This is a genomic window from Rothia sp. P6271, from assembly GCF_048512995.1.
In the GTDB taxonomy this organism is placed as follows: domain Bacteria; phylum Actinomycetota; class Actinomycetes; order Actinomycetales; family Micrococcaceae; genus Rothia.
On sequence record NZ_JBLXXV010000004.1, the window covers coordinates 119,213 to 132,127 of the forward strand.

A 12,915-nucleotide genomic window follows, 5' to 3' on the forward strand; every position below is an offset into this window, starting at 1 on the left:
TCTACACTTTCATAACTTATCAGGAATATATACTAGTGCCGGCAAGGTTTAAACCTTACCGGCACAATAACATCATCTCTACTTCACCAGATGATTGACAAGATTCTTCACACCATTCCATTTCTTCGCCATCGTAGCCTGAGGCAACAACGTCAAAGCATGCATACGAGATGAGAAATGAACACGAGCAACCATAGCTGCTTTCTTCCAACCTAAAGCAGACATCTCTTGTGCAATGGTCTCAAAATATGTCCTCTCCTCATCAAAACGTGTTCCTTCAAGAGCACGCCAAGAAGAGTCAGATGCCTTATGACGACGGTACATAAAAGCAACAGCCTCGTCGTAGTATAACGACCCACCACTCATCGCAACATCAAGGACTAACGCCATATCTTGAACAACATTGAGCCCTTCTCGGAACCCAAGACCAACAATAGTCTCAGCACGCCATCCAAGAGAGGGGAAGTACAACCAATCGCCACGAAGAATCGATACAGCTAGTTCTTCACCAGAAAGCTCCGTTGAAGTGTTAGGTCGATAATAAGCTTTTGTTTTCTCCACTAAAGTGTTCGACAATGCATTATTTTCATCAATCACAACACAACCAGGCTGAAAAATCTGAGCTTGAGGATGCTCCTGCGCAGCTTCAATGAACCAATCAATATAGTTTGGAAGCATCACGTCGTCAGCTCCCATCACCGTTACCAGTTCATTTTCAACAAAGCTCAGAGCCTTAGTATAGTTACCGTTTGCGCCGAGGTTCTTTTCATTGCGCATATAGGTAATACGTTCATCGTTAAGGGACTCAAACCATCCAGGGATAGAGTCATCGGGGTAACCGTCATCAACTACAACAAGACGCCAATGAGGGTTCGTCTGACCCAAAACGGAACGCACCGCTTGTTTCATAAAGTCCACATCACCGTAGTACGGGAAAAGCACATCAACGGTCGTCATTTTTTCTCCTGTGAGTTATTAAGGTTGCACTTCTTAGAAGAAGTGCTCTGAGCTGTTTTCTTTGAAGCGTAGCGTTCTTGCACCTGTTGAGGACTACCCTGATCTACGGTAGCTTTCAGTATCGCTATTTCTTCTGCTAAGGTTCTCGTCTCATCTGATAATTTTGACACTTCAAAACTCAAGTGCAAACACACCGCAATAAGCATCATAATTGCTAATAAAAACAGTAGGTTCACAGGCACAACCACACCTGTAAACTCTGCAAGGCGAAGAAGAACATCGGGGAATAGCGCAAGGACGATAATAACGGCTGAGATAACAAGCCATAACGCCGCATATTTCTCTTTCATCTTCTGATTACGCACCTGAGTAATCACCATCAAGAAGACAACAAGAGAAAGAAATAAAAAGAACACGTTAGATGGCATTAGTTATCCTTTCCCGCTGGCTCTGTTTTTCGTCGTGTCATGGAGATACCGAAAGCAAAGAACGAACGAATCAGATAAATAGCAGATTTGAGAGGCCCTGAAGAGGGTTCTCCCCCCTGCCTCTCACGCATCTGAACCGGAACCTGAATGACTTTACATCCCGAACGAATCGCCATCACCGTAGAGTCTATGGTGTCACCAAGATATTCGGCAGGGAAGAAATCACAATATTGAGCGATACCTCTACGATTCACAGCACGGAACCCGCTAGTAACGTCTGTAAATTGTTCTCCAGAAATACGGGAGAACATAAAAGATAGGATTCCCATCGCCCATTTTCTCGGACCAGAAACTTTATACGTACTATTTCCTTGAAAACGCGAACCAATAACAATGTCAGCTTGTTCTAGTCCTTTGATAAGAACATCAATATATTCTGGTGGGTGCTGTCCATCAGAATCCATTTGCAAGGCGATATCGTATCCCATGCGTTGAGCATATTTATAACCAGTTCGCATGGCAGCACCTACACCCATATTGAAGGGAAGATCTATAACGAACGCTCCATGTGATTTTGCAATCGAACTAGTTTTATCAGTAGAACCATCGTTGATCACGACGAGGTCTACCCACGGCGCTGTCTCGCGTAGTTCACGAATACTCTGCCCAATAGTTGTTTCTTCATTCCAAGCGGGCATGATGACGAGGACGCGTTGAGGCGTCACATCAGATGAAGGTGTATTCGTCAAAAATTTGCTCCCAGTGTGTGCAATGGAAATGAGGGGTGTTCTCTGTGAATCGTTACTCAGTGTAACAGTTCATTTCCCTCATATACCGCTAGTTACAGGCAGTGACTCGATAGAGAATAGCATTACCTTGACGGTGAACTTCAGAGAGTATTCCCGAGTTCTTGAGATTCTCAAATCCTTGATAACGATGCGTATGATCGTCACCGTTAACTTCTTGTTTTCCGAAGTCAAGATAGTAATTCATTCTATCTTTTTTAATAATACGGCACACTTTCGGGTCATCTTTAGCCTGATTGAGGTGTTCTTGTATGTATTTAACCTCAGGCTCTTCAACATAAATGGTGTGATAAGCGGTAACTTTTCGATCTGCTAAAGCATAGGCTAAAGCAGAGCCTGTATAGGGTTGCACAATAATTTCGTTATCTGCTGGAACATAGTCGTCCAAGGTTTTAAGAATTTCTATTTCATCAGTCGTCAGCAGTCGAGAATCGTGAGTAGGCGCGTAGAACCAGAAACTGTCTTCAATCTGACGGGTAAGAGCTTGAGCAGTTTGCCCGCCATAAATAACAGCACATAGAACTACTGCTGTCGATACGATACGAGCTTGAGATTCTAGAGTTTCTTTCCGTCGTGACGTGTTCTTTATAGCGTTTTCTAGAACGTGTATCAATTTAGACCATAGAACACTCTGGTAGAAGTTCTGTGTCATGTATTGAATACCCCATACAGCAATGGGGATCACAACAATAGGCAAGAGTGCTGCTAATCGGTAAGAGTCGTGATACCAGATGCCAACAACCCAGTAACGGTCTTGGTCCCAGGGGAGAGATCGTGCAGCACTATAGAAAAATGCGACAAAAGACCACGACAGAAGAAGCCACAGATTCCGGTCTTTGCGGCGCAACAGCGCGTAGATTCCTACGAGAAATATAATCGTGATAAACCATTGAGGGATGTTATTAATCTCGGCGTTCGTTAAGGCTTCTCCATAACCTTGAGCTTGACTAATATGAGGGCCCCAGATTTCTCCAGCTTCTTTAGAGGGACGCACTATCCCCCACAGGATATTAACGACTGCAAGAACAGCGCCTAAAGATGCCATTTGCACGCAGAAAACCCATCTGCTCAGTGCACCCTTTGATAAACGAATTATTTGCAAAACCATCCGCACAAGTACTAATGGCAACGCAATCACAAAGAGTGACATAATCGCGTTTGGGTGTGATAGTGCAATTCCTAACGCACAGAAAATGCCTAATAGCAGGCTCTGAGCGGTGTTCAGCAGACGTATTCCTGTAATACGCAGTATTTGAATAATTAGAGCAAGACCCGAAGGAATAAGAGCTATTCCCAGAAGATTGGGGTAGAGCACACCAAAATTTAGGAGTAATACAGGGTACGCGGTAAAAGCTGCACCAAGAGCACCAACGCTCATGACCGCTGCAGCGTTAAAACGATATATGCTCCTCATGAGCATCACGAGGTTCAGTGGCCAGATAATTGCACAAGTCACCAATGCCATCGTATTAGTTGCGATGGGTATGGTTGTTCCAGAAAGCTGGAAAATCAGTGAGACAACATCGTGCCATGCAGCAGGGTAGAAAAATACGTCACCGTCTCCAGAAGTCATCCCCGCAATAGATAGAGACGACCCGTTCTGGGTTTGTTCTATATAGCGAATAGCGTTCAGGTGAAAGTTATTATCAAAAGTTTGCGAAATCCATTCGGGACGCCCAATAGCATTTTTAGTATTCCGCAGAAGTAATAGCGCCCCTATCAGGAAGCTACCCCAGTAGAGCGCTTGTTCTTTACTAATCCACCGTTGCAGTGTAAGTGCTGGCGCTGTAATGCCAGCACCTTTGGTTATAGTCAAGGCTCGTTTGCTTCGCACTGTTGCAGGGAAGTCTTCGCATCGAAGATAGCGGATAAGAGCATAGATAACGCCAAGGGTAAAAGCTACCAGCAAGGAAAAGCCTAAGGGAATGCCAACGTTCCAAGGCAGTCCTATAAGCGGCGCAATCATTGCGCTAATGGTAATGAGTGCAATCGAGACAGAAGGCGCGATAGCTATCGCATCGATACCACGAAGACGCAGTGCAGAGGTAACAAAAAGACCTGGTAGCAGAATAAGCGCTATTCCTATGAGAAATGGCACTGCAGTAACCAGCCAGACCATAGTTTGCATTCTCCTTGCTGTGCGTTATTAATGAGCTGTTTATACAGCCTACAATATGCATTCTGTTCGTTATTGCGGAAAAGACAAAAGCCTTAGATTCTGAGGCAAAACACACTGTTTTCTCGTGTTATTTGCGAGTTCTTTCTCGGAAAGCAGGTGGTTTATCGGAGGTATGACCGCTATCGTTAGAAGCGATATGCGTTACCACACTTTATTTTAGGTTTAGGAGTTTATTCTGATGTCTTATACCGTAGGTCATTATCTGCTTGATCGACTAGTCGAATTGGGTGTCACCGATATCTTTGGTGTTCCAGGAGATTTCAATTTACATTTTCTGGATCATGTCCTTGAACACGAAAAACTTTCGTGGGTTGGTAACGCTAATGAACTTAACGCTGGGTACGCTGCCGACGGGTATGCTCGCGTACGTGGTTTAGGTGTTTTATGCACCACCTACGGTGTTGGGGAGTTATCTGCCATTAATGCGACGGCTGGCTCTTATGCCGAGAATGTTCCCGTTATTCATATTGTTGGAGCGCCGGGCACAACGGCTCAGCAACAGCATGGACGTATGCACCACACCTTAGGCGATGGGGATTTTAACCATTTTGTGCGCATGGCTAGAGAAGTGAATTATTCGGTAGCTGTTCTAGATAGAGCGACTGCAACGAGCGATATTGATCGTGTTTTACGCGAAGCTATCGTTCACCGTAAGCCTGGTTATCTCATGGTTCCTGTGGATGTTGCTCGTGTTCCAGCAAGCGCTCCCAGTACCCCTCTTGATGTGAATTTGCGTCTTTCTGATCCTGAGGTTGAAGATCAGTTCCGTCATGCAGTGAGAGATTTTATACGTGGCAAGAAAACTGCTGTTCTTGCCGATATTATGACAGAGCGTCTTGGTGCAGTCAGTGAGCTTAACGCTCTTGTAACCTCCACAGGATTCCCTTTTGCGTCTATTCTGTGGGGTAAGGCAATGATTGATGAGACGTTGCCGAATTATGCTGGCATTTACATTGGTGCGCTGTCTGACGAGAATACTCGTCGTGTTGTTGAGGAAGCTGAGGTTCTCATCTGTTCAGGTGTGGAATTTACCGATATGACTTCAGCGCATTTTTCTCAGCAAATTGACTCTTCTCGGGTGATTGATTTAGGTGCGCAGGGAGCGACTGTTGCTGGTGCTGTATTTGCCCCGCTAACTATTGCTGATGCTTTGAATATTATTCGTGAAGTTGCTACGGAGGTTGGTGCTTTACCAGCAGATTTTTCGTCGATTCTTGCCTCTGATAGTTCGGTGGAGGTAAATTCTGAGCCTTTGACTCAGCACCAGTTATGGTCTCTTCTTCCTCAGCATTTGGACACAAAGAACACTGTGGTTGTTGATATGGGCACGTCGTTCTTCGGTATGGCTCATCAGAAGTTCCCTGAAGATTCTCGTTTTATTGGCATGCCATTGTGGGGCTCTATTGGCTATTCGATTCCTGCATTATTAGGTGCGGCGATGGCTGACCGTGATTCGCGAGGTGTTCTTCTCGTCGGTGATGGTTCTGCTCAGTTAACGATTCAGGAGTTGGGAACTATTATTCGTGAGAATCTTAATCCTGTTATCTTCGTTGTCAATAATGAGGGTTATACGATTGAGCGTTCTATTCATGGGCCAGAGGCTCAATATAACGATATTACTGCTTATAACTGGCAGAAGATTCCAGAAGGTTTTGGGGCAACGGAAGAGAATTCCATCATTTTGAAGGCGACGACCTCTGAGGAGCTTGTTCACGCATGTACGGTGGCACGCGAGGTTCGAGATCGATTGGTTTTTGTTGAGGTTGCGACCGATAAGAATGATATGCCTCAGTTATTGAGAGACTTTGGTGCACTCGTTGAAGAAATGCACAAAAAGGCATAAATACTAATCAAATACATTATTTTTCTTGTATACAGTTCAGGCCTGCTATCTGTGCGCAGATAGCAGGCCTGAACTGTTAAGAGAGTGTTCCTGAGTGAAACCTTGTTTTCTGCCGTTGCAGATATGCGGTTTTAGTATGTAATTACAAAAAAATTTAGGATGGATACTTCTCTAGACGATTCATATGACGCACTAGCAATATGACGTTACACCCTCGTCATATTCGTCATAGAACGCCCTCATTTACACAAAACGACATAACCTCGCGCATTCTGCTTTGTGCCTTTAGGCTTACCCGTATCACCTTGCAGCCGCAAAAGAAAGATTGATAGCCATGAGCACACAGTTAGCACCTACATCGCACGTATTTTCTTCAAAGACTCCAGCAGAACTTTTTTGTGAGTGTTTTGGAGCTCAGGCAGCAGCAGTTGCCATCATTACGGCACAAGATCAGCAGGGGTTTCCAGCTGGGCTGACTATTTCTTCTCTTTCTTCGGTGTCAGCAACACCTCCTATTGTTGCTTTTTCTTTTCAGAATAGAACCGGTTCTGCAGCTAGAATCGTCGATTCGGAGTCCTTTCTCATTCATTTAGTTAGTGGGGAGAATGTTGAGGTTGCGAAGAAATTTGCAACTAGCAGATACCCCAAGTTTGAGGATAGAACAACGTGGGACACTCTCCCCACGGGTGAACCTCTTTTGCAGGGGTTTAACCGTGTTCTAAGAGTGAAACCTCTTCAGAAAATTGAGGCAGACCCAGCGGTTGTTTTAACTGCAACCGTCACAGATTTTATTCGTCATGACACTACAACAATGACGCCGGTGGTGTATCACGCCCGTAAGTTCCACCGCTTAGGCGACTTTTACGAAATATAGTCCTGCCTCGCACACATATTTTCAGAGAAGTTTAGAAAACTATTTCTGAATTCCTTTTAGACTGGATATACACAGACCACCAATTGATTGAGGACTCATGATGTCAACACTTCCCGATTCGTTGCCTTGGATTCAAAAAGTTATTGCGATTCCTACGATTTCTGAAACTTCTAATGCCGTCCTTTTAGAGCTCATTGCGCAAGAATTTCTCAAATACGGTTATACCCCGTGGTATACCTATAGCGATGATGGCGAGCGCGCCAATATGTATGTCACGATTCCTGCAGCAGATGGAACGTGCCAAGGTGGTGTTGTTCTTAGCGCTCATACCGATGTGGTTCCTGTTCAAGGACAGCATTGGGATACTGACCCGTTCTGCGCGACGGTAGTAGGCGATCGCCTTTATGGTCGTGGTGTTGCTGATATGAAGTCTTTTATCGGGGTAGCGTTGTGGCTTCTTGAACGGATTGATCAGCAACGTTTAGTGAAGCCTTTACATTTTGCGTTCTCGTATGATGAGGAAATTGGGTGTTTGGGTGCCCCTCGTATGATTGCGGAGCTTGCAGAACGTGGTGTTCGCCCTGAGTATGCGGTAGTTGGTGAGCCGTCTTCAATGCAGGTTATTGTGGCGCATAAGTCGGCTCATCGTGGTCGTGCTACTTTTCATGGCATCGCTAAACATGCATCGTTGGCTCCTCATGGGGTCAATGCTGTTGCTTCGGCCGCCGAGTTCATTATGTTTATTGAGCAGTTGGCGCAGCAGTGGCTCGAAGATGGGCCTTTTGACGAGGGTTTTGTGACTCCGACTTCTACTGCGGGTGCAAATTTTGTGCAGGGTGGTTTGCAGTACAACATTGTGGGAGAGAACGTTGTGGTGGAATATGATTTCCGCACGATTCCTGCAACGAACCGTGAAGAAGTTATTGCATCGGTTGAGGATAAACTTTTCAATGATATTCTTCCGAGGATGATACAAAAAGCCCAGCGTGCAGAACGTCTATCGGGTGTGCCAGAAGGTTCTTTGTCTTCTCAGGTTTCGGTGAATCATGAGTTGATTGCGGCGGTTCCGGGGCTAGATACCCCAGAGGATCATCCACTGGTTTCTTTAGGGTTTGAGTGGGTTGGTCAAGAGTATGACGATCATACTGATTTAGTTCGTGTTACGTATGGTACGGAAGCTGGCCAGTTTCAACAGGCTGGTATTAGCGCTGTCATTATTGGTCCGGGTGATATTGCTCAGGCTCATACTCCTAATGAGTGGATTGATCTTTCGCAAATTCGTTTGTGTGAGCAGTTTATGCTTCGTGTTGTGCAGTATTCTTCGCGCCCAGTTGAGTAGGTTGTTTGGTGTAGACCTTGTCCGTTTAGTTTTTGGTTGGTTGTTGGTGTGTGGTATGCCGGAGTAGTTCGATAATGGACCATCCAATCATGGCTCCGATGGTGTTGGTTAGCAGGTCTTCTGCGTCGAAGGTGCGGTATGCGCAAGGATAGTATCCCCAGATGCCAGTTAGTTGTGTGAGTTCTATGAGCATTGATAGCCCGAAGCTTGCGAAGAGTGTTGTTTTCCACGTTGTTTTTGCAAGGAGTGCGAGGAAGATACCGGCTGGTAAGAAAAGTGCGACGTTGAGGATGAGTCCTTTGATGTAGCTGCTGGTAAGTATTGCTCCTATTCCCATGGAGGAGAAATCACGAATGGCAAATTGTAGGCTCCATCCGAGGATGAATCGTGGGTAGTAGGGGTTCTCAAAGCAAATGTGGGTATATTCTTCAGGGTTTGGTAGGGGCAGCATTGTGACTGCAATGACGCCACAAAAATAGAGCAGGATGATGGGTGTGTAGAGAATCCATCGTAGGCTAAAGGTTATTTTTTTCATGCTCCATAGTGTTAGAAGGATGATGCTGATGATGGCATAGGAGACACCCCATAAGTAGAAGGCTTGTTCTATGGCGAGGAAGTGTACAGCGAGCATGGTTGAGTTAGCCTCGTGGTGTTAGGTTTGGGGTTTCGTTGTATCTGTGAGGTGTTGTTGTGTGGTGCCGTTAAAAGGTAGCAAGTTTTTTGTGGTGATGTTAGCTGGTGATGGTAAATCCCAGTGCAGCGCAGGTTAGTGCTAGTAAGGGTTGGATGAGGAGAAGGAAGTAGACGGCGTGGTGTTGTTTGATTTGTAGGTGAGTTACGACTTCAACCATTGCGCTGGAGAATGTGGTAAATCCTCCGAGGAATCCCGCACCGATAATGGTGATGATCCATGTGTCGGTGATGGTTTTTGATGCAATGGTTCCGGCTAATAGTCCGAGGAGGAAAGATCCTATGATGTTGATGATGAACGTGCCCAGAGGGATATGTTTTTTCCATAGTTTTTTGACGAATTGGTCGCAGGTGAAACGTGCCCAAGCGCCGGTTCCGCCGGCAATGAAGATGCCGATTATAAGTGCGTAGTTCATGAGATTTTTCTTATTGGTTTGAGGTTTTTGTGCGGTATTGAGTTCCGGCGTATGAGCCGAGGTGGGTTCCGAACCAGCAACAGAGGAGTCCGAGGGTGAGTGTTGCCCCTATGCTGAGGGCGAAGCCTCCCCAGAGATTTTGTTGTGCTAGTTTGATGGTTTCTACGGAGAATGAGGAGTATGTGGTGAATCCTCCCATGAGTCCGGTGCCGATGAGTAGGCGTAGGGCTTGACGGTGCTCGTTATCTTCCCCTGAGGCGGAGAGGAAGCTGAGAAAGAAGCCTAGTAGGAATGCTCCGATGAGGTTGATAATCCATACTTGGGTTGCGGTGTCTACGGCTAATATGACGCTCAGTAGCCAACGTAGTGTTGCGCCAGTTCCGCCACCTAAGAAGACGAGTAGGCCTTGTGGAATGTCCGATAGTTTCACGGTATCTAATGTCCTTTATTTTTCTTCAAAGAAAAACTGTATCTGCGCTAAGTCTTTTAGCTCGGTGCATATTGTGCCAGTTCGTGCAAATTCCGCCCAGATGGTGCGGAGCGCTTTTCCTTGTTGAGTTCTTTCGTAGTGGTGCATTCCAGCAAGCATTTTAGAATTTTCCCAGGCGGGGTTGTCAAAGAGGAGCGAAAGTTCTGATCCATGTGATGAGCGTAGACGGTGCAATGGGTGACCAACTTTTAGGGTGTATCGGGTTGCTTTTCCGCCTGCTTGTTGGTGTCTTTGAGCAAAGGTTTTTGCTGGTTTTTCGTAAATATCGTAGGTGGTTTTTTTGATGATTTTTTCGAGGGGTTGTGAGTTGCTGATGGATGTGAGGTATTGTGTGGCGGGTGTAAAGTAGGCGGCTTCTCGTTCGTTATTTCCAAGGAGTACTTGTACGTGGGGTGCAGCTTTTTTCCATGCTTGTTCTACGTGTTCTGGGGATGGTAGTGGATAGTACCCATATTGTGTTCCAAATGGCATCATCGAAGGATATAAGCCGAATTTAAGGGGGTTGAGGCTTATCATTTTCCAGGAGAGTTCAGCGTAGGTTTCAGCTGGAGCGTCTTCTGGGATGTGTGCAATTTTTTTGAGCATTGCTGCTGGCATTTTTTCTTTATGGTTGACCATGTCTAAAGGTGCACTTTGTGCAATAACACGGTGGAGTAGTCCTTCTTCGATGACGTTTTCGGTAATCATCAGTTGTGTTGCAAGGTCTGCTCCTGCTGATTGTCCGAAGACGGTGATATTGTTGGGGTCTCCTCCGAAGGCGCTAATGTTTTCTTTGACCCATCGGAGTGCTTCTCTGACGTCGAGGAGTCCTAGGTTAGCTGGTCTTTGTGGTGTTCCTCCGAGGAATCCTAGTATTCCTAGCCTGTAGGTTACGGTGACGACGATGAGGTTTTGTTCTGTGACGAGTTTGTGTGCGTTGTATCGTTTTCCGTCTCCTGAGCCGACGACATATGAGCCTCCGTGGAGGTAAACCATGACGGGTTTTTTGGGGTCTTTTATTGTGGCTGGGGCGAGGATGGACAGGTTTTGACAGTCTTCACTGATAAGTGTTGATTGTCGTATGTCTGCTTGTGTTCCGCGGAGTTTTTGTGGTGCGGCGGGGGCTGGGCGGTCTGCTGTGTACGGTTGTTCAAAGGCGTCTAAACGTACGGGGTATGGTGCTTTGAATCGCTTGGCTCGAGCGTAAGGGATTCCGCATGCTTTGATGGTGTTCTCATCTTCTATGGCGTGGATGGTTCCGGCTGGAGTGTTGATGAGTTTCATGGGGTGTCTTTCTGAGGTTTTGAAGGAGTTTTACCTGCTCTTTTTAGTGTAGTTTGTTGGAGCGGTGTTCGGTGGTGCACTGTGTTGGTGTCGCATCAGCATGGTTATCTGCTTTATCGTCAGATATTTTTGTTATCTGGTTTATATATAAATGGGACTTATCTTTTTATTGATATGACCTCTGGGTGGTCAATAACTGTTCAGAAAAGTTGAACAACAAGCTATTGACTAGTAAATATAATGTATTAGTAAGCTCTGCTACACTAAAGGTTTATCTGACTATGTTACCCACGGGTACTGCACTAAAAAATTATCTAATAACACTTGCATCATTGCTCAATAAATAGGTATAGTTATTGTGTTGTCAACTATATTGCACCCGAAAGGGTGCACCCGCGAGACTGATTCGTACTAATGCAAACTCGAGATGCGTACGTTTCATTTAGACTGGCTCGTGTCGGTGGTTGTGGTTCCCCCCGGCACGAGTCTTTCTATATCTTCGACCACCTTTTATCACAAAGAAAAACTCCCTCGAGCCCAAAACTTCTAGGGATGATAGCGGTCAAACCCCCTCTTCATCGATATATCACCTAAAATAGAGAAGACATGTACGCTTCATAGGTGCTTTAGTTAAGGAGGGCATTGTGCGGATTTCTCGAATCTACAACAACAATGTTGCCCTCGCTATGAATCATTCCGGAGTAGAGACTGTCGTTATTGGCAGAGGTTTAGCTTTTGGTAAACGCAAAGGCGATCTCCTTGACCCCACCAAGGTTGAACAAACTTTTGTTCCTGAGCAGAGCACATCTGATGAGAGGCTTACATGGTCTCTTTCAGAGATTCCTTCAGAGATTCTTGCTCTTGCCACCGAATTAGAGGCTTCTGTTCGCGAGAATAGCGATATATCCCTTTCCCATTCTTTTATTATCCCGCTGGCAGATCACCTTAACTTTGCGATCATCCGAGCAAGGGAAGGCATTGATGCTGATTACCCACTAACTCTTGAAGTGAATCAGTTATATCCTCAAGAAGTGGAATTCGGAAAGAAAGCAATTGCATTAGTAGAAGAACGTTTAGGTGTAACGCTAGCTGATGCAGAAGCCATTCCTTTAGCGTTACATCTGGTCAATTCTCAATTAACGACAGCGGATATGTCTACAACATTCCGCATGACTGAAATTTTTTCCCAAATTTTTGATGTGATTTCCTCCGCATACGAACAAAAAATTGATCAATCTTCTATGAGCGTTGTCCGTTTTATCACTCATTTAAGATATCTTTTTGTTCGTTCTCAACAAGGTAAATATCCCTTACAACAAGATCCAACAACTCCAGCTATTTTTGAAGCAGTCAAGACAAGTTATCCTCAAGCTTTCTCGTGCGCAAAAAAAGTCCGTCTACTACTTGAAATGCAATTAGACCAAGAGTTAACGGATGACGAGTTAACCTACTTGACTATTCATATTGCTCGTTTAGCAAAAGATTTAACCCTTGATAGTTAGTAATTATCTAAACGGCCTTAGTGGAATTTAGAATAAACAACTTTCCTGTTTTATCAATAGAGAAGTTCTTAAGAAGTCAATAGCAACACTATCCTCTTCAGACGAAACCCATAGAACGTAAAGATTCC

General features: G+C 45.2%; 12 protein-coding genes. 4 read left to right on the forward strand and 8 right to left on the reverse strand.

The window, feature by feature from the left end:
- Positions 1 to 78: 78 nt before the first annotated feature.
- The 4 genes from ACN08X_RS04980 to ACN08X_RS04995 form a co-directional block, all read right to left on the reverse strand.
- Positions 79 to 957, reverse strand: a complete 879-nt coding sequence (locus ACN08X_RS04980; RefSeq protein WP_419101226.1) for a glycosyltransferase family 2 protein — start codon at positions 955 to 957, stop codon at positions 79 to 81.
- A complete protein-coding gene (locus ACN08X_RS04985; protein ID WP_419105841.1) occupies positions 954 to 1,385 on the reverse strand; it encodes a DUF2304 domain-containing protein in 432 nt (143 codons plus the stop codon). The genes ACN08X_RS04980 and ACN08X_RS04985 overlap by 4 nt, the downstream gene beginning before the upstream one ends.
- Positions 1,385 to 2,083 carry a glycosyltransferase family 2 protein gene (locus tag ACN08X_RS04990; protein ID WP_419108085.1) on the reverse strand — a complete coding sequence of 233 codons (699 nt, stop codon included), beginning with the start codon at positions 2,081 to 2,083 and terminating at the stop codon, positions 1,385 to 1,387. The genes ACN08X_RS04985 and ACN08X_RS04990 overlap by 1 nt, the downstream gene beginning before the upstream one ends.
- 139 nt (positions 2,084 to 2,222) lie before the next feature.
- The gene (locus ACN08X_RS04995; protein WP_419108078.1) at positions 2,223 to 4,319 is read right to left on the reverse strand and encodes a DUF6541 family protein; all 2,097 of its coding nucleotides are present in this window, start codon (positions 4,317 to 4,319) and stop codon (positions 2,223 to 2,225) included.
- 229 nt (positions 4,320 to 4,548) lie between these two features.
- Here ACN08X_RS04995 and ACN08X_RS05000 point away from each other — a divergent pair, with 229 nt between their 5' ends.
- The 3 genes from ACN08X_RS05000 to ACN08X_RS05010 all read left to right on the forward strand — a co-directional run bounded on the left by ACN08X_RS05000 (position 4,549) and on the right by ACN08X_RS05010 (position 8,426).
- A complete protein-coding gene (locus ACN08X_RS05000; protein ID WP_419108079.1) occupies positions 4,549 to 6,213 on the forward strand; it encodes an alpha-keto acid decarboxylase family protein in 1,665 nt (554 codons plus the stop codon).
- A gap of 334 nt (positions 6,214 to 6,547) precedes the next feature.
- A complete protein-coding gene (locus ACN08X_RS05005) occupies positions 6,548 to 7,087 on the forward strand; it encodes a flavin reductase family protein (RefSeq protein WP_419105844.1) in 540 nt (179 codons plus the stop codon).
- Positions 7,088 to 7,184: 97 nt separating this feature from the next.
- Positions 7,185 to 8,426 (forward strand): acetylornithine deacetylase, encoded by a 1,242-nt coding sequence (locus ACN08X_RS05010; RefSeq protein ID WP_419108080.1) that lies wholly within the window; start codon positions 7,185 to 7,187, stop codon positions 8,424 to 8,426.
- Between the two features lie 25 nt (positions 8,427 to 8,451).
- Here the strand turns inward: ACN08X_RS05010 and ACN08X_RS05015 are convergent, their stop codons facing one another.
- From ACN08X_RS05015 to ACN08X_RS05030, 4 genes are all read right to left on the reverse strand, one after another.
- Positions 8,452 to 9,057: a VanZ family protein gene (locus ACN08X_RS05015; protein ID WP_419108081.1), complete on the reverse strand. Its 606-nt coding sequence runs from the start codon at positions 9,055 to 9,057 to the stop codon at positions 8,452 to 8,454.
- Positions 9,058 to 9,157: 100 nt separating this feature from the next.
- A complete protein-coding gene (locus tag ACN08X_RS05020) occupies positions 9,158 to 9,532 on the reverse strand; it encodes a fluoride efflux transporter FluC (protein ID WP_419108082.1) in 375 nt (124 codons plus the stop codon).
- A gap of 10 nt (positions 9,533 to 9,542) precedes the next feature.
- Entirely contained in the window at positions 9,543 to 9,962 is a 420-nt protein-coding gene (locus tag ACN08X_RS05025) for a fluoride efflux transporter FluC (protein ID WP_419101234.1), read from the reverse strand.
- Between the two features lie 15 nt (positions 9,963 to 9,977).
- Positions 9,978 to 11,285: a carboxylesterase family protein gene (locus ACN08X_RS05030; protein WP_419108083.1), complete on the reverse strand. Its 1,308-nt coding sequence runs from the start codon at positions 11,283 to 11,285 to the stop codon at positions 9,978 to 9,980.
- A gap of 644 nt (positions 11,286 to 11,929) precedes the next feature.
- On the opposite strand from ACN08X_RS05030, the gene ACN08X_RS05035 reads away from it, so the two are divergent.
- The gene (locus tag ACN08X_RS05035) at positions 11,930 to 12,787 is read left to right on the forward strand and encodes a PRD domain-containing protein (RefSeq protein ID WP_419108084.1); all 858 of its coding nucleotides are present in this window, start codon (positions 11,930 to 11,932) and stop codon (positions 12,785 to 12,787) included.
- Positions 12,788 to 12,915 lie beyond the last annotated feature (128 nt).

Excerpts from the sequence above, each read along its gene's own strand:
- ACN08X_RS05000 (WP_419108079.1), top strand. The coding sequence starts at position 4,549 with ATGTCTTATACCGTAGGTCATTATCTGCTTGATCGACTAGTCGAATTG.
- ACN08X_RS05015 (WP_419108081.1), bottom strand. The coding sequence starts at position 9,057 with ATGCTCGCTGTACACTTCCTCGCCATAGAACAAGCCTTCTACTTATGG.
- ACN08X_RS05030 (WP_419108083.1), bottom strand. The coding sequence starts at position 11,285 with ATGAAACTCATCAACACTCCAGCCGGAACCATCCACGCCATAGAAGAT.
- ACN08X_RS05010 (WP_419108080.1), top strand. The coding sequence starts at position 7,185 with ATGATGTCAACACTTCCCGATTCGTTGCCTTGGATTCAAAAAGTTATT.
- ACN08X_RS04985 (WP_419105841.1), bottom strand. The coding sequence starts at position 1,385 with ATGCCATCTAACGTGTTCTTTTTATTTCTTTCTCTTGTTGTCTTCTTG.
- ACN08X_RS05005 (WP_419105844.1), top strand. The coding sequence starts at position 6,548 with ATGAGCACACAGTTAGCACCTACATCGCACGTATTTTCTTCAAAGACT.
- ACN08X_RS05020 (WP_419108082.1), bottom strand. The coding sequence starts at position 9,532 with ATGAACTACGCACTTATAATCGGCATCTTCATTGCCGGCGGAACCGGC.
- ACN08X_RS04980 (WP_419101226.1), bottom strand. The coding sequence starts at position 957 with ATGACGACCGTTGATGTGCTTTTCCCGTACTACGGTGATGTGGACTTT.
- ACN08X_RS04995 (WP_419108078.1), bottom strand. The coding sequence starts at position 4,319 with ATGCAAACTATGGTCTGGCTGGTTACTGCAGTGCCATTTCTCATAGGA.
- ACN08X_RS04990 (WP_419108085.1), bottom strand. The coding sequence starts at position 2,083 with ATGCCCGCTTGGAATGAAGAAACAACTATTGGGCAGAGTATTCGTGAA.